Here is a 20,723-nt window from a genome sequence, read left to right as displayed (position 1 = left end):
GGCAGATTTCTAACAACCACCGCCTATCTGAACTCCACGACCACTGTCTCGTAGCCTATCGCACGGAAGCGTTCCGACATCCTGTCCGTGGCGAGACGGCGCGCGTCGGACACCACACGAGGAGTCACGGCAGTCTGTATCATCTTGCGTTTCGCACGCTCCAGCATCGCTTTCTTGATTGATTTGTCCGCCTCGATGTCATCATTCTCCGACAGGACAAGCACCGTGCGGCTCTCGTCTATGAAGTTTGAGTCCAGCAGACTGACATCAGGAAGCAGCAAGCGGACAGTGTCTTTCGTGCGCACACACCAATCTTCAGGCAGCTTCTGCATATCTATGCCCACGGAAAGCCTGCCATAATAGCGTCTCTGCAGCTTGTCATTGACAAATCCGAGCCAACGCTTCACAACGGTGTCCACCTGCACATTGGTGTCAACATAGGTCAGTTCCCACTGCCCTATGGAGCGTATGGAGTCCATCACCGCCTTTGTCTGCTCCACCCTCTCCTCTTGTGAGGTGGAGATTCCGGTGTCCTTCAGCATCCATTTCATGCCGAACCACAGCACGGCAAGCAGCACAACAGCTGCCAAAGCCATGTACAAATATTGCTTCAGTATGTTCATTTCTTCAAGTGTAAGCGTTTGAGTATCGGACCGAGTGGCAGGTCATAGTGCACGACATGCGCCACAAAAAGGAATATAACGCCGGTGTTCACACCGAGTGCGGCCACCGTCGGCAGATTGCCATTGCTCCATTCTATGACAAGATAGAAAAGAATCGTTATCAGAATGTACACCGATATGCTGCCCATAGGATAAGCGATAGGGTTCTTTCTCTGCCCCACGATGTAGGAAAGCACCATCGCCGTGGCATAACCGGCAAAGCCTCCCCATGCGCAAGCCATATAGCCGTAGTCCGGAACAAAGAGTATGTTCACCGCCACAAGCACCGCACAGCCTGCGAATGAGAACCATGCGCCCCAGATGGTCTTGTCGATGAGCTTGTACCAGAAGGAGAGATTGAAGTAGATTCCCATCATTATCTCCGCCGCCATGACAATAGGGATGGTGGAAAGTCCGGCATGATAGTCGCTGCGCACTATGTGTTTCAGGATGTTCAGGTAGCCCATGACGCAGAGAAAGGCGAAGAGCGTGAAGATGAGGAAGTACTTCATCGCCACGGCATAGTACTCCTTGGAGTCCTTGTCCTTAGCCTTTGCAAAGACAATCGGCTCATAGGCATAGCGGAAAGCCTGGGTTATCATCGCCATAATCATCGCCACCTTGACACACGCTCCATAGACTCCGAGCTCCACCTGCGCCTCCTCCATGGTATGGATGCCTGTCCTTGTGTACGCCCATGGGAATATCATCTTGTCGAAAGCCTGATTGAGTATGCCGGCAATGCCTAACACAAGGATCGGCCATGAGTAGGAAAGCATGCGCCGGAGCAGCGAGAAGTCGAACCACCACTTTATCGCCAGCAGTTCGGGAATGAAGAAGAAGGTTATCAGGGCTGTGCATACGAGGTTCAGGGAGAAGACGTAATAGACATCATCCTTGCCGAGAACGACGAAATAAAGCAGGTTAAGCCCGATGTTCATGATGATGAACAGGAGTTTCAGGGCTGCGAATTTGAGTGCCTTTTTCTTGTATCTGAGGAACGAGAACGGTATTGCCTGAATGGCATCGAGCGCAACCGTGGCAGCCATAAGCAGCACATAGGCATGGTGGTCGGCATACCCGAGCCATTCGCACAGTGGCGTCGCAAAGCCGAAGACTCCGAGCAGGAACACCGCCGTAAGTGCTCCGACAATGCCCATGGTGGTGGAGAACACTGTGTCCGGGTTCTCTCCGTCCTTGTTGGCGAAGCGGAAGAAGGTTGTCTCCATGCCGAAAGTGAGGATGACGAGTATCAGTGCGGTGTAGGCATAGAGGTTTGTCACCACGCCATATCCGCCGCTTGACGCTGCGATGACATGGGTGTAGAGCGGCACAAGCAGGTAGTTGAGAAACCTGCCCACTATGCTGCTCAAGCCGTAGATGGCTGTGTCTTTTGCTAAAGAAGCGAGTTTTGACATTGTTGTGGTTGATTTTTTTCTTTTGGTCAATAATGACAGTAATGACAGTATTGTCAATAATGACTATTGGACAACATTGACAATACTGACACAACTGTCATTACTGACCTTTTTGCCTATCCTACCGAACCTTCGAGCGACACGGACAGGAGTTTCTGCGCCTCCACAGCGAACTCCATAGGCAGCTTGTTGAGCACCTCCTTGGCATAGCCATTGACGATAAGTCCCACAGCCTGCTCCATAGGGATGCCGCGCTGCTGGCAGTAGAAGAGCTGGTCCTCGCTGATCTTCGATGTCGTCGCCTCATGCTCAAAGATGGCGGTGTCGTTGCGCACATCCATATACGGGAACGTGTGCGCCCCGCATTCCGAACCAAGAAGCAGGGAGTCGCAGGAAGAATAGTTACGCGCATTGTCCGCCTTGGATGTCGCACGGACAAGTCCGCGGTAAGAGTTCTGCGAGTGTCCGGCGGAGATTCCCTTGGAGATGATTGTCGATTTCGTGTTCTTTCCCATGTGAATCATCTTCGTGCCGGTGTCCGCCTCCTGATAGTTGTTTGTCACCGCAACGGAATAGAACTCCGCAACAGAGTCGTCGCCACGCAGGATGCACGACGGATATTTCCACGTTATGGCAGAGCCGGTCTCCACCTGAGTCCACGAGAGCTTGCTGCCCACACCACGGAGGTCGCCGCGCTTGGTCACAAGATTGAGCACACCGCCCTTTCCGTTCTCATCGCCCGGGTACCAGTTCTGCACGGTGGAGTACTTCACTTCCGCACGGTCGTTGACAATAATCTCGACAATGGCGGCGTGAAGCTGGTTCTCGTCACGCATCGGTGCCGTACATCCCTCAAGGTAAGAGACATAAGAATCGTCATCGGCGATAATCAGTGTGCGCTCAAACTGTCCCGTGTTTCTTGCGTTGATGCGGAAATAGGAGCTGAGTTCCATGGGGCAGCGCACACCCTTCGGTATGTAGACGAACGAGCCGTCACTGAACACAGCAGAGTTGAGGGCGGCGAAATAGTTGTCGCGGTAAGGCACAACGCTGCCGAGATACTCACGGACGAGGTCGGGATGCTCCTTTATCGCCTCGCCGATGGACATGAAGATGATGCCCTTCTCCTTCAGCTTCTCCTTGAAAGTCGTCTTCACGGAGACAGAGTCCATGATGGCATCCACCGCCACACCGCTCAGTGCGAGGCGTTCCTCCAGCGGGATTCCCAGTTTGTCGAATGTCTTCATCAGCTCCGGGTCGATGTCGTCCACGGTCTTCACCTTGCTCTCCTTCTTTGCCATAGGGTCGGCATAGTACGAGATAGCCTGATAGTCTATCTCCGGAAGGGTGACATGCGCCCATGACGGCTGCTCCATTTTCTCCCAATGGCGGAATGCCTCAAGGCGGAAATCGAGCATCCATTGCGGCTCACCCTTCTTGGCTGAAATGAGGCGCACGACATCTTCGTTGAGCCCGACGGGTATTATCTCGGTATGCACATCGGTGGTGAAGCCATACTCGTACTTCTGTTCAGCCACCTGCCGCACAAATTCGTTCTTCTCTGCCATATTTCTATATAGAGTGTCTTTTATTCTTTTGTTTTTCAATAAGTTACAAAACACCTTGCAAAAGGTGTCACTTTACCCTGCAAAAGGTATCACTTTATCGGTCAAAAGGTAACCTTTTACATGGTAAAGTGTTACCTTTCGTTTTCCATTCTCTGCTACTTCATGAACAACCTCATGAATGAAAGCCCTGCGCCTTCAGTTCATCGGCCACGGTACACAGTTCATCGTACCACTCTTTTCCGAAGCGTCGGATGAGCGGTTCTTCAAGGAACTTGTACAAAGGGAGGTGCATCTCCCTGCCTTTCTTCACGCCTGCCTTGCAGATGTCCCAGCGGTGGTAGTTCAGACCGACAGTGCCGTTGCCGAACTCCTTCACGCGGATGGGGTAAAGCGCACAGGAAATGGGCTTGCACCATGACGATTTCCCTGCACGGAAAGCCTTTTCCGTGGCGCAAAGGCAGCAGTTTCGGATGACAGAACCGCCAAGGTCGAGGTCGTCATAATAGGTGAAGACGCAGTCCTTTCCGTTGACAATGCTTGTCACAAGGTCACCCTCGCGGTCGGTGTATGCCACGCCCTGCTTGTCAATCGTTGCCTGCGCATTGGCGGAAAGGTCCTGCCAGACTGTGTCGAGGGTGTCCTCAAGCCGGGCTATCTCGTCAAGAGTGACCGGCGCACCGGCGTCACCCTCTATGCAGCACTGCCCTTTGCAGGCCTCGAGGTCGCAGCAGAACTCCTCGGTGAGTATGTCTGTCGAAACGAGTATTCCTTGTATCTCAACTATCATTCTTTATTTCCATAGAAGGTCTGCAAACGCTTTTCCTGCGCCTGCAGACCATAAGTTTCATTTCCGGTTCCCTGTGTCTTACGTGAAGCTGATGACCTTCACCTTGTCCGCCCCATGGTCACTGCCTGACAGGTCGATGCGGTGCGGTGCGCCTGTCGACTGGCTGATGAGGTCATTGAGCTGCTGGCGTGTGCGCTTTGCGGTAGGAGTGTTCTCCACGGCGTCGATGATTGTGTCGTTGTCCAAGTCCTCGGCGTTGAAGATATAGACATTGGCAGCACGGCGCACGAACTTGTTGTCAGTGTCGCCATAGTACTTGCGGCGGCGCTCATCCCTCTTCGCTTCAGCCTCAGCCCTGGCAGCTTCGGCGATAGCCTCTTCTTGGTTCTGCTTCTTGACACGCTCGGAGAGCCCGTCGACAGAGGAGATTCCGAAGCCTGTGGCAAGGATTGTGACCTTGACCTTGTCGCCAAGTTCAGGGTCGCTGAACAGTCCCCATTTGGTCTCTATCTCATCGCTGAAGCCGTCCATGAAGTCGTTGACGTCGTTCATCTCGTCCATCATAAGCCCCTGGGCGTTCTTTTCGGCAGAGGAATAGATGGCAAGGAGGATTTTCTTTGAGTTGTAAATGTCCTTGTTGTTGAGCAGTGGAGAGTCGAGAGCGTCCCTGATAGCGTTCTTCACACGACCCTCGCCTTCGCCGTAGCCTGTGGACATGATTGCCACTCCGCCGTCCTTGAGGACTGTCTTGACATCGTTGAAGTCGAGGTTGATTATACCGTGCTCGGTGATAATCTCCGCAATGGACTTTGCAGCTATGGAGAGTGTGTCGTCAGCCTTGCCGAATGCCTGCATGATAGGCAGGTCAGGGTAGATTTGGAGCAGGCGCTGGTTGTTGATGACAAGCAGCGCATCGACATTGTTGGCTATCTCTTCCACACCGTTAAGAGCCTGGTCAATCTTCCTTTTGCCCTCAAACTGGAACGGGATGGTGACGATGCCGACGGTCAGGATGCCTTGTGCCTTGGACTCGCGTGCGATGACAGGAGCGGCACCAGTGCCTGTTCCGCCGCCCATTCCTGCGGTGATGAATGTCATTTTTGTGCCGTCAGAGAGCATGTTGCGTACAGCATCGATGGTCTCTTCTGCCGCTTCACGGGCACGGGCAGGGCGGTTGCCTGCACCAAGTCCCTCGGTGCCGAGCTGCAGCTTCACCGGTACAGGGGAGTCGTTGAGAGCCTGTGCGTCAGTGTTGCAGAGCACGAAGGACACATCATGTATGCCTTCGCGGTACATGTGGTTGACAGCGTTGCCGCCGCCGCCGCCGACACCGATGACTTTTATTATGCTATGCTTCTTGTCCGGAGCACCGAAATCCACGAGATTGGATAATGTATTGTTGTTGTCTGCCATAAATTACTGTTCTTGTTTTACGTTTCAATATTGGTCGTTCTTGTTCTCCGATGTTATTCTTCCGGGGAGATCATCTTGTTGAAGAAGTCAAGGAAGCCGCGCTTTATCTTGCCTCTGGTGGAGTTTCTCTTGCGCTCCTCCTCTTCGGCAGCCTTCTTTGCCTCCTCTTCCTCTGCCTTCTTGCGTGCTTCCTCCTCTGCTCTCCTGCGCGCTTCCTCGGCAGCCGCCTCGCGTTCCCTTGCTCCCTGGATCTGTCCCGGTTTCATTTCGCTGCCTGTGCGTGTGCCGGCAATCTCGGAGTTGGCGTCGTTATCCTCACCGAAGAGTGTGTTAATCTCGCTCAAAGGTCTGCCGGAAGAGATGCCGTCAGCCTTTACAAGGAGTGAGAGAGCTGTGCAGATTGTGGCATTTTCGTCAATGTTGACATTCTTGGCAGTGTTGACACTGACATTGATTTCCTTTGCTATGCGTATCTTGTCGATATCGGAATATTTGCGGAACGCCAGCTCTATGTTCTTCAGGTTGCATCCGCCGCCGGTGAGGATGATGCCTCCTACAAGTTTGTCGGCGTACTCGGAAGGAATCTGTGCTATGGCATTCCTTGTGATTTCCTCGGCACGCGCCTCCACGACAGGGATGAACTCACGCTGAGGGACTGACCTCAAAGGGTCGATACTGAGCTTCATGTCAGGGTCGACATCTGAGGAATTTGTCAGTGCGGAAGCGTATTTCAGTTTCATGTTCTCGGCGTCCATCTCGTCGACATGGAAGGACATGATGTCCTTTGTTATGTTACGGCCGCCCATAGGGACAGTGACGATATGACGGAGGATGTTCCTGTAATAGACTGATACTGTGGTTGTCTCGGCTCCAAGGTCGACAAGGATACATCCGGTGCGCTTCTCTGACTCGGTAAGGACACAGTCAGCGAGTGCTATCGGGGCAAAATAGTAGCTTGTGGCAGGCATTTTCTCCTGCTCGAAGCATTTTGAGAGGTTGCGGTCAAAGGTGTCGCGCCATACGATGTTGAGGAAGTTCCCCTCTATGCGGTTGCACTCTATGCCGACAGGGTCAAGCTGGAACTGCGAGTCGACTTTATACTCCTGTGGCACGACATCAAGGATTGTCTTGCCCTGATAGTGTGTGGCGCGGTTGCCGTCCATCATGTGGTCGATGAGGAAGTTGTTGACTACGGTTGCTTCGTCAAGGTCTCTTACGATGGTGTTGACGACACTGCGTATTCCCTGTCCTCCTATTCCGACATGCACACGGACGATTTCTGTCTGCAGCTGGTCCTGCAGGCGGCGTATTATGTTGCGTATGCTTTGGTTTGTTTTCTCTATATTATAGACGGTTCCTTTGCGTATACATGTTGGTGAGGTCTCGGAGGCGATGGCGAGAACGGAGATGCTTCCGTCCATCTTCTTCTGTCCGGCTATGCCGATAATCTTGGAAGAGCCGAGTTCTATGGCTACATAAAATTCTTTTGTTGCTGGCATAATGTGTATTTTTTTAGGAGTATTTTCTGTTGTTAATTATTCTGTTTCTTGTTTTGTTCTTGCTTCTTCTCTTGTCCATCCAAGATTCCTGCCGCCATGTCATGAATGCTTTCGGGCTTCTGTTCCGGTGGTGTGGCGATCTGTATTTGCGTTTTTTGCGGATGTTTCTTGCAGATAATCTGGTTGCGGAACTGCACATCAATGGTCTCATACTTGTTCCATCCTGTCTCTTTCAGGCCATAGATGTAGAACTTTTCGAGGCGGTCGAGCTTCTCGTTGGTGTATGCCGTGACCTCGTCTATCCTCTTTTGCTGTGTCGCAGCCTCAGGCAGGTAGCCGAGGAAGATGATATGGTCACCTACACGTGGAACAACTTCTATGCCAAAGTCTTGCCTGACATTGATTTGCTCAACCTGGTTGCGCCAGAAATCGCTCTTCATTATCGCATTGGCAAGTACCGAGATGTACTGTCTTGCGAACTGTTTTGAGACATTGCCCGTGACGATTATGAGGTCGGAAGTGTACTTTGAGTTGGGCATTATGCCACCATTCTCATCGATATAGTAGTCATCGCCGTTCCGGCTTTTGATGCGCACGAGCGGCGAGCGTTGGGTGACATAGATGAGGACATGGCCGTCAGTGGTCTTGCAGCATTCGGCGGTGTTTACAAACGGTGAGTTCCGCAGCACGCTCTCTATCTTGCGTGGCGAGATTTTGTCAAGGTCTTTCTCCAGAGGGTATATCCCTTTCTTTGTGAGAATTGCCTTTATCTCCTCGGCATCAAGGAAGCCGTAGGTCGACTCGTCGGTGATATTGATGTTCACCTTCGTGCATTTCTTCACCAGTTCCTTAGGACTGTTGAACGCAGTGACGGCAAGCAGCAGATAGACCGCAAGGACTATGTCAATCAATATGATGATATACTTTTTCAATTATCTGTCCTATTGTTTAAAAGTATGTTGTTGCAATGGTTGTGATACTTCCGCATGTTTTGTGCCGAAGGCTATTCTTTTGCCCGTATGATTTCAGCTATCTTGCCGCAATAGCTGTCAAGGTCGCCCGCGCCAAGTATGATAAGGACATCGAAATCGCGAGACTTCACGAAATCAAGCACACCGTCCTTTGTGATAATCTGCTTCTCCACGCCTTCCGCAAGGTTGTCATAGATGAGCCGGGAGGTCACGCCCTCTATCGGCAACTCACGTGCCGGATAGATTTCAGTGAGCACAACTTCATCGAGAATGCTCAGCGCAGCGGCGAATTCCTTGTAGAAATCGCGTGTGCGGGTGTAGAGATGCGGCTGGAATATGGCAGTAATCTTGCGGTCCTTGTACAGTTCGCGCATGGAGCGTGCCGACTGCAGAATCTCCTTCGGGTGGTGGGCATAGTCGGAGAGGAACACATGGCGTGCGTCCTTTATCTTGAAATCGAAGCGGCGGTCGACACCTCCGTAGGTCTCCATGCCGTGGCGCAACTCCTCTGCCGTGCATCCGTTGAGCTGTGCCATAGCCATGGCGCAGATGCCGTTCTCTATGTTTATCGGTATAGGCTGTCCGAGATTGATGTCGCGGACGTTCTCTATCGGGGAGATGAAGTCAAAGACTATCTCACCGTTTGCTATGCGGATGTTCTCCGCATGGAAATCTCCTTCATCCTTGGAATACTCATACACGCGCACTCCCGGTTGTGGTTCAGCCTTCATTACCAGTCCTTTGCGGAGGATAATGGCACCGCCCGGCTGCACGAGGGTACTGTAATGGCGGAAGGATTCGAGATAAGCCTCTTCCGTCCCGTAGATGTCAAGGTGGTCAGGGTCAGTGGATGTGATGACGGTCATCCACGGACGGAGCCAATGGAAAGAGCGGTCAAACTCATCAGCTTCTATCACAACGAACTCTGATTTGTCGGAAAGGATGTTGTTTGTGCCGTAGTTCTTGGATATTCCGCCAAGGAAAGCGTTGCAATCGACATGGGATTGGTGCATGATATGCGCGCACATGGTCGATGTTGTGGTCTTTCCGTGAGTGCCGGCGAAGCACAATCCCTTCTTGTCCTGTGTCAGCATGCCGAGAATCTGGGCACGCTTCATCACTTGGAAACCGTTCTTTTGGAAATAGCACAGCTCTGTATGGTCCTCCGGAATGGCAGGAGTATAGCAGACAACGCAGTTCTCCTTGTCCTTGAACTCCGGTGCAACGGCGTCTATATTGTCTTCATAATGTATGTCGATGCCCTCCTTGACAAGAGTTTCGGTAAGGGCGGACGGAGTCTTGTCATACCCTCCGACCTTGTATCCGTTATTGTTGAAATAGCGTTCGAGGGCGGACATGCCGATGCCTCCTGCCCCGATAAAGTATATTGCCTTCATTCTTGTATTGCCTTTCTTGTTTTAATGCCTTATTTCTTCTCTGCCTGTTCGATGACAATCTTGGCTATCACCTCCGCCGAATCACGGAAAGCGAGCTTCGCTGCCTCACGCTCAAGCGCGCTGATGCGTTCAGGACTGTTGACGAGTGCTATCGTTTCCCTGACAAGTTCCCGGCGTGCGTCCTTGTCAGCACAGAACACTGCTGCCTGCTTGTCGGACAATGCGCGGGCGTTCTTTGTCTGGTGGTCTTCCGCAACGTTAGGGGAAGGGACGAGGACAGCAGCCTTTCCGAGAAGGCAAAGCTCTGAAATGCTTGACGCTCCGGCACGTGAGATGACCACATCTGCGGCACGGTACGCCATCGCCATGTCGGAAATGAACGCCTGTGGGTGGACAAGCCGGGTGCCGGAAGCCTCCGCCTTCTTTTTGCACTCCTCCGCATAGAACTTTCCTGTCTGCCAAAGCACCTGTATGCCGGCTTTCTCGAACTCGCCGATGCCCTGTGCTATGCTGTCGTTAACTGTCCTTGCGCCCAGCGAACCGCCAATGACGAGAACTGTAGGGCGTTCAGGCTCAAGTCCGAAAGCCTTGCGTGCCTCCTCGCGTGATGCCTTGCACTCGAGCAGAGCCTGACGGACAGGGTTGCCGGTGAGGACGATGCGCTCCTTAGGGAAGAAGCGTTCCATGCCTTCGTAGGCGACACATATCTTGACAGCCTTCTTTGCCAAGGACTTGTTTGTCACTCCGGCATAGGAGTTCTGTTCCTGGACGATGCTGGGGATGCCCATGGAATGCGCGGCGTTGAGTGTCGGACTGCTGGCGTATCCGCCCACACCGACCACTGCCTGCGGGTTGAACTCACGGATGACCTTCTTCACTTGTGAGCGGCTTTTGAGGAAGTCGAGCATCACACCGACATTCCTCGGGCTCCAGAGAGGACGGATAAGTCCACGCACGGGCAGACCGACAATCTTGTAGCCTGCCTGCGGCACGCGCTCCATCTCCATGCGTCCGTTTGCGCCGACGAATAATATTTCCGCATCAGGGCGCAGCGCCTTGATTGCATTTGCTATCGAAACGGCAGGGAAGATATGGCCTCCGGTGCCTCCACCACTTACTATGATTCTCATGGGTTGTTTTGGGTTAAGTTGTTGTTTTTGTTATCATGATGAAACATGATGTAACATGATAAAGCATGATATAACATGCTTCGGCATGATGCCTTCCTGTTTCTCACACATGCGCCTTCTCTGTCGGCAGGCGTTTCTTCGCCGATTTTGAGATGGAAAGGAGCATGCCTATGTACACGCAGTTGATGATTGTCGACGTTCCGCCTTTGCTCACGAGCGGCAGCGGCTGTCCTGTGACAGGCGCAAGTCCCACGGCGACAAGCATGTTGAACATCGCCTGGATGACAAGGAGCATGCCGATGCCCATGGCAAGATACGCCGGGAAGGTGTTGGCGCAGTTGCGTGCGATATGTCCGGCGCGCCAGAAGATCATCACATACAGGCTGGCTATGATTGCCGCCCCCCACAGTCCGAGCTCCTCGATGATGATCGCGAAGATGAAATCCGAGAACGCCTGCGAGATGAAGTCACGCTCCTCGGAGTTGCCAGGACCGCAACCGATGCCCTGGCTCTTGACGATGGCGATGTTGGCGTGCGCCACCTGCGCGTCCTTGTCAAGGTCGTATTCGTCAGGAGAGATTTCTCCGGTGGACGTAAACTTCTCTATACGTGACTTCCATGTGTCAAAACGGTGGAACACTCCGCCGGACTTTTCTCCGTCCTTCTCCAGCCTGTCTTTCTGTGCGCTTGCAGCATATTCCACATGCTCCGTGTTTGCAGGCGTCGCATCCGATGCCGATTTGCCGAACGCCATAATGCTTGATACGACAATGACACCGAAGATAATGACCACGCCGAGGAGCTTTCCGAGCTGTGAAAGCGGGACACGGGCGACAAACATCATGAAGAACACCACTGCGGAGATGAGCACTGCGGTGGAGAAATTCTCCAGCAATATGGGTATCACGATGAACACACTTGTGCCGAGAACCCACCAAAATGCCTGTTTGTCGGCACCTTTCTCGGTCTGCATGGCACTGAGAATCTGTGCGACGGCGAGCACCAACGAGCCTTTCGCTATCTCGGAAGGCTGGAACTGTATGCCGGCGATGCCCATCCAACGGCTTGCTCCGTTGGTGCTTTCTCCGAAAAACAGCACCAAGAGGAGCATGAACACGGAGACGATGAGCAGCGGAAAGGTGGCAATCTTGAAGTATTTGCACGGCACATTGAGCACACAGATCATGGCACCGATGCCCATCAGGATGAAGAACGTGTGCTTCATGACAGGGAACCAGTAGCTTCCGCCCTTGTATATAAGGAATGACGAGGCGGAGAACACCTCAATGATGCTCACCAGACAGAGGAAGAAGAATATCATCCAGATGACCTTGTCTCCCTTGAAGAGATTCTCTAATTTCTTGTTCACTTTACCTTATTGTTAATCTATGGTGTACGGATGTTATTCCAAAGTGTTACCTTTGACGGTGCAAAGTGTTACCTTTCACCATGTAAAAGGTTACCTTTTGCATGGTGAAGTCTAACCTTTTGTTTGCCGTTTTGTAATCTCCCGAATATCAATGTGTTAGACAACACACTCTGACTCGTTATCCCATGCGGTCAATCATGGCATCGCATTGACAAGAGTCTTGAACTGCTCACCACGGTCTTCCATGTTCTTGAAGAGGTCGAACGATGCGCAGCATGGCGAGAGAAGCACGCAGTCGCCAGGTTGTGCAAGGCTCCGGCAAGCCTCGACACAGTCCTTCATGGAGTGAGTGTCGGCAACCGGCAGCCCGAGACTGTCGAAACTGTCGTGGAGCTTGGCGTTGTCCGCACCGAGATAGACCACGGCACGGCACTTTTCCTTCACTATTCCGGTGATTGTGGAGTAGTCGTTGCCCTTGTCCTTTCCGCCGATGATAAGCACTGTAGGCTTGTCCATGGCTTTCAGAGCGACATGGCAGGCGTCGACATTTGTCGCCTTTGAGTCGTTGACATAGAGCACTCCGCCCTTTTCTGCGACACGTTCAAGACGGTGCTCGACACCCGGAAAATCCTTCAGGCACTCACGCACGAGAGCCTCATCGGCACCTGCGCTTCGTGTTGCAAGATAGGCGGCGAGGGCATTGCGCTTGTTGTGCTGACCCATCTGTGAGAACTCGAGTTCCATGTCCTCAAAGTCCGTGTCGACAAAAGCATACTGTGACGGCATTCCGTCGTTCACCGGACGGCTTGAAGGCGTAGGCTGCGGAGCGTAGTCGAGCATGCGCTTGCGCAGTTCCTCGGAGATGTGCTCATCCTCTTTCCAATAGATGAAGATGTCGTTCTCCGTCTGGTTCTGTATGATTCGCATCTTAGAATCGGTATAGTTCTGCATCGGTGTCGCGCCATTCTTGAGGCAATCGAAGTCGTAGCGGTCAAGATGGTCGGGCGTGATGTTCATGAGCACGGCGATGTCAGCGCGGAAATCGAACATGTTGTCAAGCTGGAAGGAGCTTATTTCGAGGACATACCAGTCGTGGTCTTCCGTCGCCACCTGAAGGGCGTAGGAGCGTCCGATGTTGCCGGCGAGACCGACATCCACGCCGGATTTCTTCATTATATAATATATGAGTGACGTTGTGGTTGTCTTTCCGTTGGAACCCGTGATGCAGATTGTCCTGCCATGGCTGTAACGCTGTGCGAACTCGAGTTCGGCAAGGATAGGTGTTCCCTGCTCTATCAGCTGCCTTACGAGCGGCGCTGTGTCAGGGATGCCCGGGCTTTTCACCACCTCGTCGGCATCGAGGATGCGCTCTGCGGTGTGCTTTCCTTCCTCCCACTCTATGTTGTTGGCGTCAAGCAACGCCTTGTATTTCTCCTGAATGGTGCCCATATCGGACACAAACACGTCGTAGCCCTGCTTCTTTGCGAGGATTGCTGTGCCTGCTCCGGACTCTCCGGCACCGAGTATCGCTATCTTTCCCATCGTCGTCTGTTTTGGTTTGGGTTATGGGGTGTGGGTGTTGGTTGGAGCTTTATTATTAATAATGAGGCATTGTGTTATATCATGTTACATCATGTTGTATCATGAGGAATCATGTTGCATCATGAGAACCAATGAACCTCCAACCCATAACCCACAACCTTCCGGTTATCTTATCTTAAGAGTTATTATTGCAAGTGCCGCGAGCAGCACGGTGGTTATCCAGAAACGTGTCGTGATTTTTGACTCCAGCCAGCATCCGCGAGGCCAGTTGAGCAGCACTTTCACGTCCGGAGCAAGCTGTCCGGGCTGTATGCGGAACGTGTCATGGATAGGCGCACGCTTGAACAATCGCAGTTTCTTGCCGCGCTTGTTGCCGTATTTCGCCACCTGAACCTGCAGCAGCACGGAGACGCTCTCCATGAAGAAGATGAAGCAGAGGACAGGTATCAGCAGTTCCTTGTGGATGATGATGGCTGTCACGGCTATGATTCCGCCGATGGCGAGAGAGCCGGTGTCACCCATGAATATCTGTGCCGGATAGGCGTTGTACCACAGGAAACCTATCAGTGCGCCGATGAATGCGCAGAGGAAGATGACGAGTTCCTGCGAACCAGGCACATACATGATGTCAAAATATGAGGCGAACGACATGTTCGACGACACATAAGCCAGGATGCCAAGTGCCACTCCGATGATCGCGGCATTGCCGGAGCACATGCCGTCCATGCCGTCATTGAGGTTGGAACCGTTGGAGACGGCTGTGACAACGATGATTGTCATCAGCACGAACACAGCCCAGCCGGCGGCTTCCTTATGCTCGCCCATGAACCCGACGAACCATTTGTAGTCGAGGTTGTTGTCCTTCACGAACGGGATTGTCGTTATTGTGGACTTCACAGGCTCACTCTTGTGCACCACAATCTCCGTGCCTTGCTTCTTCATCGACACGTTCTCGTGGATGACCGCGTCAGGGGAAAGCCAGAGGGTCAAGCCGACAAACAAGCCGAGAAGGCACTGTCCGGCGAGCTTGTAGATAGGGCGCAGTCCGTCTTTCGTGATTTTCATCTTGATATAGTCGTCGATGAAACCTATCGCTCCAAGCCATACGGTTGTCACAAGGAGGATAATCATGTAGATGTTGCGCAGCCTTCCGAAGAGGAGACATGGCACAAGGATGGCGACAAGGATGATGACGCCGCCCATCGTTGGCACGCCTTTCTTCTGCTGGCCGTAAGGGTCTATGGAGACATCGCGCTGTGTCTCGCTGACATTGCGCTTGCGCAGCCATTTTATGAAGTACTCACCGAACCATATACTTATGACGAGTGAGGTGATGAGTGCCAAGATGGCACGGAAGGATATGTAGCTCCAAAGGTGTGCTCCTTGGATACCGTATTGCTCCAGGAAGCGGAAAAGGTAGTATAGCATAATACGTTTCTGCTGCTCTTATGTTTGTTTTTCTACATTCCGAAGACCTTGCGGACTTCCTCACGGTCATCAAAATGGTGCTTTGTCTCACCGATAATCTGGTAGTCCTCGTGCCCCTTTCCGGCGATGAGGACCACATCGCCCGGCGCAGCCAGTGTCAGTGCGGTCTTTATGGCCTGACGGCGGTCGGTGATGCGGAGGACTTTCTTCATCTGTTCCGCATCAAGTCCGGCTTCCATGTCATCAAGAATCATCTCCGGGTCTTCCTTTCTCGGGTTGTCGGAAGTGAGGATTACGCGGTCGCTCTGGCGCACGGCTTCCTGTGCCATGACAGGGCGCTTGCCCTTGTCGCGGTTGCCTCCGCATCCGCAGACGGTGATTACCTGTCCTTTGCCGTTGAGCACTTCGTGGATTGCCTTCAGCACATTGTCGATTGCATCAGGGGTATGGGCGTAGTCAACTATGGCTGTCACGCCTTCCTTTGAGCGTATCGGCTCGAGTCGTCCGGCAACACTCGTCAGTGTGGAGAGGACGAGGAGCACATCTTCCTCCTGCTTTCCAAGCATCAGGGCGGCACCGTAGACGGCGAGAAGGTTGGAGACATTGAACTTTCCGATGAAGCGGACGGCAACCTCGCGGTTATTGATTTCGAGGAGCATGCCCTCGAAATGGCATTCAAGGATGCGTGCCTTGAAGTCTGCCATGCCACGTGTGCTGTAAGTCTTCACAGTGGCCTTTGTGTTCTGCACCATGACCATGCCGTTCTTGTCGTCAGCATTGGTGATTGCGAAAGCACCTTTCGGCATATTGTCAAAGAAGAGTTTCTTTGCGTTGCGATAGTTCTCGAACGTTCCGTGGTAGTCAAGGTGGTCGCGGGTGAGGTTGGTGAACAGACCGCCGGCGAACTGCAAGCCGCCGATGCGCTGCTGTACGATGGCGTGGCTGGAGCATTCCATGAAGGCATATTCGCATCCTGCTTCAACCATCCGTGCGAGGAGGCGGTTGAGTTCGATAGGGTCAGGAGTGGTGTGTGACGCCTCTATCGCCTCATCCTCTATGTAGTTGCACACTGTGGAGAGTAGTCCGCACTTGTGACCCATTCTGCGGAACATACTATATAATAAGGTGGCGATTGTCGTTTTGCCGTTCGTTCCCGTCACGCCTACGAGCTTCAGTTTCCGTGAAGGCTCTCCGTAGAACATTGTTGCGGCAGGACCGACAGCGGATTCGCATGACTGCACCTGTACGAATGTCACATTTTCGCATTGTTCTTCAGGCATATCCTCGCAGATTATTGCCACGGCTCCGAGTTCGATGGCTTTAGGAATGAACTTGTGTCCGTCGACTTGCGTGCCTTTCATCGCCACGAAGATGTGTCCCGGCTGTATTCGGCGGCTGTCGATGTTTATGCCTGTGATATCCTTGTCAGTGTCGCCTACTGTCTTCAGTACGCTGACTTTCTTGATGATTTCCGATAGTTTCATGATAACATGTTATAAATTCTGTATGCCACATCCTGCATAAAAGGAGGGCTGTTCTTGTTCTATAGTTCATTCCCTGCTTATGGTTCTAACCAAGTTCAAGGGATATTTTCATGTTTTTCCTTATCTTCGTGTTTGGTGCAATGCTTTGGGTCTTTACCTTTCCTCTGCCCGTCAGATGCACTTTCACTCCTCGGCTCTCAAGGATATAGACAGCATCGCGGGCTCCCATGCCGATGACATCCGGGACGAAATACTTTGACGGCGCACCGCTTTTCACAAGACTCACGGATGCGGCGTTCTTCTGTGCCGTGCCCCAGATAGGGTTTCCGGTGGCATAAGAGCCTTTCCAACCGCCACCGGTCTTCATACCGAGGCGTGTCAGGACATAGTCAGCCGCCAATATGTTGCCCCTCTTTACATCAGGGACAAGCACCGAGGTGGAGTCGCGCGCCGTCAGGTGGTCACGCTTCAGCTGGTGAGCCATGATGCCTTCTGCGATGTCATGGAAGACCACTCCGCACATTCCGCCGCCTGAAGCAGGGAGACCTGTCTTCTTAAGGCAGACGATACACGTGTACTGAGGGTCGTCATACGGGAAATAACCGCAGAAGGACAACCAGTAGCGCACTGTGCCCGACTTGTAGGAACCGTGCTGGTCGGCAATCTGCGCCGTGCCTGTCTTGCCGGCGACACGGAAGGATTTGCTGCCGGCTTTCTTGCCAAGCCCCTTTGAGACTACACCTTCAAGTATTGCCTGTATCTTGTGGAGAGCCTCCTTGTTCTTGTATGTCTTCTCTATAAGGCACACCGGCGGGAACTCCTTGATCGTCTGTCCGTCCTTGACAATCTCCTTTACGAAGCGCGGTTGCATGAAGCGTCCGTTGTTGGCTATGGAGTTATAGAACGCCACTGTGAATATCGGCGGTATCTGTGTCTCGTAGCCTATGGACATCCATGGCAAGGTTGTCTTTGACCAGTTGAGGTACTGCCCTTTCTTCTTTGCCGGTACAGGCTTACGGATGATGGCATGCTTCTGTGCTCCGGGGAAAGGAAGGTCGAAGTCTATGCCAAGGCCGAGGCTGTGAATCTTCTCCACGAACTTCTCAGGATGTTCATGGTACAACCCTCTGTCTATAAGGCGGCTGACACCAATGTTACTGCTGTAGTGTAGCACCTGTGGCACAGTCATCACTCCATAGCCACCTCTGCGCCAGTTATGGTCACGCATCTCCCTGCCATACATCGGCCACACACCACCACCGGTGTCAATGTTATATGCTGCTGTAGTGTCTATGAGCCCGTCGTCAAGGGCGGCAAAGATTGATGCTGTCTTGAAAACGGAGCCCGGTTCGACAAGGTCAGAGACGGCATTGTTCTTCACCTCTCTGTAATAGTAGTTGCCATTGCTGTCCGTAAGGCGGCTCATGTTGACAAGAGCCTTTACGTCTCCCGTCTTGACCTCCATGACAATCACCACGCCAAGCTCACCGTTGTCCTTCTTCATCTCCTCTACCATGGCGTGTTCGGCAAGGTCCTGAATGTTGACATCGAGCGTTGTGACAATGTCTGCGCCATGGACAGGCTCCTTGACCATGATGTCCAGATACTTGTTGAGCACCTTGCGACGGTTGATAAGCCCTTTCTCTCCACGGAGGACAGAGTCGTAATACAGTTCCAGTCCGCAACGCGCGGAGTCTTTCAGACCGTACATCTCACCAATGGTTCTCGACGCAAGCAGTCCGTTAGGACGCGTACGGGCATTGAACTCTTCATAGCTGAAACCGCTGCGGAACTTCGGCAGGCGGAATATCGGCAGCTGGCGCACCTCGCAAAAGACATCATAGCTGACACGCTTGTTGATGATTCGCCAGTAGCGGCTCTGCTTCTCACGCCCTTCACGGAGATGCCGGCGGAACTCTTCCGCCGACACCTGCGGGAATATCTGGTTCAGACCGTAGCATATAGAGTCCTCCTTTTCCTCCCAAAGTGTGTCGGTCTGCGTTTCCCTCATCGTCTTGAAATCCACGAAAAGCATATATTCCGGAAGGCTTGACGCAAGGAGCTGACGGTCAGTGCTTAGTATGTTGCCGCGCGTAGGCTTGACAGGCACACTGTCAGCCTTCAGGCGGTCGGACACCTGTATCCAATAGTCTCGCTTCGCTGTCATGATATAGCCAGCACGGCAGACTATCACCACAGCTATCAGGCACATGATCCATGCGAGGATGCGGTAACGCAACATCGAAGATTTATAATCGAATTTGCTCATTTCCGGTTACTATTTGCTTTTGGGATAAAACTTGACAAAATAAAAATACAGCATTGTTTGCAGGCAGACCGGCTGCTTGTGTCATCCTTCTCTGCAGCGTATGCGGACTTGCTCAACGCAACAACATCCGTCGCAGCCTTACACATGCCTTGCCAATCATTGTTCGGGCACTTGTATGATAAAAGGCGGCTGGTCTGCAATATGAAGTGTACTGTCCCTGTTTTCCTTCAGGCGGTCAATGACATGGCTCTGCCTTGAGATTTCCGTAAGGCGGCTTGATGTTGACAACGCCTTGTACTTCACGTCCTTCAGTTCCTTTTTCAGCTTGTCTATCTCCAACAGACTTTTCTGGCAGCTGTAACGGTTAGAGATATAGAAAACGACAAAGCATGCTATGAGGAGCATAAGCCACACCTGCCTCCTGAGAATCTGTGCCGTGAAGAAATCACCGCCAAGAATCTTTATCACGGAGATGTCATGCCCATGCTTGGTGTCTTCTTCGTGGATTTCCTTCTCCAACGCCTCCCGGAAAGTAGGCTCCGGCTTCTGCGGCCCGGCTTTTTCCTCACCGCCTTCAGCCGTGCCACGTTCGTTCGCGGCACGCCCTTTCTTCTGCGCGGCAGGAGCGGCAGCGTCATCGGACACTGCAATTTCCTCCTCGTTTGTTATGATAAGTTCGTCGTCTTTCATCTTTTCTCAGCGATACGCAGTTTCGCGCTGCGGCTTCTTGGGTTGTTTGCCTGTTCTTCTTCTGTTGGGACTATCGGCTTGCCTGACACCGTCGCATAAGGCGTTGTGACACGTCCGAAAAAGTCCTGCTCGCGCTTTCCCTCGACATTTCCCGTCTTCATGACGTTCTTCACCATACGGTCCTCCAGCGAATGGTAGGTTATCACCACCAGCCTTCCTCCCGGACGGAGCACCTCACCGGCAGCGAGGAGCATCTCTTTCAAGGCGTCCATCTCGTGGTTCACCTCTATCCGGAGAGCCTGGAACAGTCGGGTGACATCCTTCTTCTCCCTTTCCCGGGGGAAGCACCTCTGCGTCGCGGCAAGCAAATCCCGGGTTGTAAGGATAGGCTTCTCAGCCCTTGCCCTGAGAATGCTTGCTGCTATCTTGCGCGACTGCTTAAGCTCGCCGTAGAGATAGATGATGTCCGCAAGGCGACTCTCGTCGTATTCGTTGACTATATCGGCAGCCGTCTTGCCTCCGCGCTTGTTCATCCGCATGTCGAGCGGTGCGTCAAACCTGAACGAGAAGCCACGGCTCTCGTCGTCAAAATGGTGGCTTGAGACACCGAGGTCGGCAAGAATACCGTCCACTCCGTCCACCCCATAGTACCTCATCCAGTTCTTCAGGTAGCGGAAATTCGAGCGCACGAAAGTCCAGCGGTCGTCACCGGCAAGGCGTATGCCATCCTCACGCGTCACTTCGGCGTTCTTTTCGGCGTCGGCATCCTGGTCGAAAGAGAACAGTTTCCCCTTTGCGTCCATACGGGAGAATATCTCCCTCGAATGCCCTCCGCCACCGAACGTGACATCAACGAAAACACCACCTTCGCCGACGGCCAAGCCATCGACACTCTCCTTTAGGAGAACCGGCACATGATATGTCTGATTATCGTTCTGCAACTGTCTTATTATTCTATTGCGGTTTTGGAGTACAAAGTTACGAAAATTTCTCTATTCCACACCATTTTTACACAAACTTTTTCGTAAAAATATTTTCTTTCTTAAAATATGTGTTTTTTTTGCTCAAAAAGAGATAAAAACAAAATAATATCACT

At 52.5% G+C, this 20,723-nt stretch carries 16 protein-coding genes; all 16 read right to left on the bottom strand.

Features of this window, described 5'->3' with window-relative positions:
• Window positions 1–23: 23 nt before the first annotated feature.
• The 16 genes from HPS57_RS07700 to rsmH all read right to left on the bottom strand — a co-directional run bounded on the left by HPS57_RS07700 (window position 24) and on the right by rsmH (window position 20,568).
• Window positions 24–623 (bottom strand): DUF4230 domain-containing protein, encoded by a 600-nt coding sequence (locus HPS57_RS07700; RefSeq protein WP_172181799.1) that lies wholly within the window; start codon window positions 621–623, stop codon window positions 24–26.
• Complete coding sequence (locus HPS57_RS07695) at window positions 620–2,080, bottom strand: lipopolysaccharide biosynthesis protein (protein WP_172181798.1); 1,461 nt, start codon at window positions 2,078–2,080, stop codon at window positions 620–622. Before HPS57_RS07695 ends, HPS57_RS07700 begins: the two co-directional genes overlap by 4 nt.
• A 116-nt stretch (window positions 2,081–2,196) precedes the next feature.
• Window positions 2,197–3,648 (bottom strand): Fe-S cluster assembly protein SufB, encoded by a 1,452-nt coding sequence (gene sufB / locus HPS57_RS07690; protein WP_172181797.1) that lies wholly within the window; start codon window positions 3,646–3,648, stop codon window positions 2,197–2,199.
• A gap of 172 nt (window positions 3,649–3,820) precedes the next feature.
• Window positions 3,821–4,435 carry a DUF3109 family protein gene (locus HPS57_RS07685; RefSeq protein WP_172181796.1) on the bottom strand — a complete coding sequence of 205 codons (615 nt, stop codon included), beginning with the start codon at window positions 4,433–4,435 and terminating at the stop codon, window positions 3,821–3,823.
• Between the two features lie 78 nt (window positions 4,436–4,513).
• Window positions 4,514–5,848 carry a cell division protein FtsZ gene (gene ftsZ, locus HPS57_RS07680; protein WP_172181795.1) on the bottom strand — a complete coding sequence of 445 codons (1,335 nt, stop codon included), beginning with the start codon at window positions 5,846–5,848 and terminating at the stop codon, window positions 4,514–4,516.
• Window positions 5,849–5,901: 53 nt separating this feature from the next.
• Window positions 5,902–7,347 (bottom strand): cell division protein FtsA, encoded by a 1,446-nt coding sequence (gene ftsA, locus HPS57_RS07675; RefSeq protein WP_172181794.1) that lies wholly within the window; start codon window positions 7,345–7,347, stop codon window positions 5,902–5,904.
• 32 nt (window positions 7,348–7,379) lie between these two features.
• Window positions 7,380–8,279 (bottom strand): cell division protein FtsQ/DivIB, encoded by a 900-nt coding sequence (locus HPS57_RS07670; RefSeq protein WP_172181793.1) that lies wholly within the window; start codon window positions 8,277–8,279, stop codon window positions 7,380–7,382.
• Between the two features lie 71 nt (window positions 8,280–8,350).
• Entirely contained in the window at window positions 8,351–9,715 is a 1,365-nt protein-coding gene (locus HPS57_RS07665) for a UDP-N-acetylmuramate--L-alanine ligase (RefSeq protein WP_172181792.1), read from the bottom strand.
• Window positions 9,716–9,744: 29 nt separating this feature from the next.
• Entirely contained in the window at window positions 9,745–10,845 is a 1,101-nt protein-coding gene (gene murG, locus HPS57_RS07660) for an undecaprenyldiphospho-muramoylpentapeptide beta-N-acetylglucosaminyltransferase (protein WP_172181791.1), read from the bottom strand.
• Between the two features lie 103 nt (window positions 10,846–10,948).
• The gene (locus tag HPS57_RS07655; protein WP_369811477.1) at window positions 10,949–12,214 is read right to left on the bottom strand and encodes an FtsW/RodA/SpoVE family cell cycle protein; all 1,266 of its coding nucleotides are present in this window, start codon (window positions 12,212–12,214) and stop codon (window positions 10,949–10,951) included.
• Window positions 12,215–12,409: 195 nt separating this feature from the next.
• Window positions 12,410–13,756 (bottom strand): UDP-N-acetylmuramoyl-L-alanine--D-glutamate ligase, encoded by a 1,347-nt coding sequence (murD, locus tag HPS57_RS07650; protein ID WP_172181790.1) that lies wholly within the window; start codon window positions 13,754–13,756, stop codon window positions 12,410–12,412.
• Between the two features lie 165 nt (window positions 13,757–13,921).
• Complete coding sequence (locus HPS57_RS07645) at window positions 13,922–15,184, bottom strand: phospho-N-acetylmuramoyl-pentapeptide-transferase (protein WP_172181789.1); 1,263 nt, start codon at window positions 15,182–15,184, stop codon at window positions 13,922–13,924.
• 32 nt (window positions 15,185–15,216) lie between these two features.
• Window positions 15,217–16,668 (bottom strand): UDP-N-acetylmuramoyl-L-alanyl-D-glutamate--2,6-diaminopimelate ligase, encoded by a 1,452-nt coding sequence (locus HPS57_RS07640; RefSeq protein WP_172181788.1) that lies wholly within the window; start codon window positions 16,666–16,668, stop codon window positions 15,217–15,219.
• 85 nt (window positions 16,669–16,753) lie between these two features.
• Complete coding sequence (locus HPS57_RS07635; RefSeq protein WP_172181787.1) at window positions 16,754–18,937, bottom strand: PASTA domain-containing penicillin-binding protein; 2,184 nt, start codon at window positions 18,935–18,937, stop codon at window positions 16,754–16,756.
• 156 nt (window positions 18,938–19,093) lie between these two features.
• Window positions 19,094–19,627 (bottom strand): FtsL-like putative cell division protein, encoded by a 534-nt coding sequence (locus HPS57_RS07630; RefSeq protein WP_172181785.1) that lies wholly within the window; start codon window positions 19,625–19,627, stop codon window positions 19,094–19,096.
• Entirely contained in the window at window positions 19,624–20,568 is a 945-nt protein-coding gene (gene rsmH / locus HPS57_RS07625) for a 16S rRNA (cytosine(1402)-N(4))-methyltransferase RsmH (RefSeq protein ID WP_172181783.1), read from the bottom strand. The genes HPS57_RS07630 and rsmH overlap by 4 nt, the downstream gene beginning before the upstream one ends.
• Between the last annotated feature and the right edge of the window lie 155 nt (window positions 20,569–20,723).

The sequence above is a fragment of the Palleniella intestinalis genome, assembly GCF_013166595.1.
GTDB classification, from domain to species: Bacteria; Bacteroidota; Bacteroidia; order Bacteroidales; family Bacteroidaceae; genus Prevotella; species Prevotella intestinalis.
This window is presented reverse-complemented; position numbering and strand designations above follow the sequence as displayed.

What these genes read in the sequence shown, in the direction of transcription:
- HPS57_RS07700 (WP_172181799.1), bottom strand. Translation starts at nt 623, where the DNA reads ATGAACATACTGAAGCAATATTTGTACATGGCTTTGGCAGCTGTTGTG.
- HPS57_RS07695 (WP_172181798.1), bottom strand. Translation starts at nt 2,080, where the DNA reads ATGTCAAAACTCGCTTCTTTAGCAAAAGACACAGCCATCTACGGCTTG.
- sufB (WP_172181797.1), bottom strand. Translation starts at nt 3,648, where the DNA reads ATGGCAGAGAAGAACGAATTTGTGCGGCAGGTGGCTGAACAGAAGTAC.
- HPS57_RS07685 (WP_172181796.1), bottom strand. Translation starts at nt 4,435, where the DNA reads ATGATAGTTGAGATACAAGGAATACTCGTTTCGACAGACATACTCACC.
- ftsZ (WP_172181795.1), bottom strand. Translation starts at nt 5,848, where the DNA reads ATGGCAGACAACAACAATACATTATCCAATCTCGTGGATTTCGGTGCT.
- ftsA (WP_172181794.1), bottom strand. Translation starts at nt 7,347, where the DNA reads ATGCCAGCAACAAAAGAATTTTATGTAGCCATAGAACTCGGCTCTTCC.
- HPS57_RS07665 (WP_172181792.1), bottom strand. Translation starts at nt 9,715, where the DNA reads ATGAAGGCAATATACTTTATCGGGGCAGGAGGCATCGGCATGTCCGCC.
- murG (WP_172181791.1), bottom strand. Translation starts at nt 10,845, where the DNA reads ATGAGAATCATAGTAAGTGGTGGAGGCACCGGAGGCCATATCTTCCCT.
- murD (WP_172181790.1), bottom strand. Translation starts at nt 13,756, where the DNA reads ATGGGAAAGATAGCGATACTCGGTGCCGGAGAGTCCGGAGCAGGCACA.
- HPS57_RS07645 (WP_172181789.1), bottom strand. Translation starts at nt 15,184, where the DNA reads ATGCTATACTACCTTTTCCGCTTCCTGGAGCAATACGGTATCCAAGGA.
- HPS57_RS07640 (WP_172181788.1), bottom strand. Translation starts at nt 16,668, where the DNA reads ATGAAACTATCGGAAATCATCAAGAAAGTCAGCGTACTGAAGACAGTA.
- HPS57_RS07635 (WP_172181787.1), bottom strand. Translation starts at nt 18,937, where the DNA reads ATGAGCAAATTCGATTATAAATCTTCGATGTTGCGTTACCGCATCCTC.
- HPS57_RS07630 (WP_172181785.1), bottom strand. Translation starts at nt 19,627, where the DNA reads ATGAAAGACGACGAACTTATCATAACAAACGAGGAGGAAATTGCAGTG.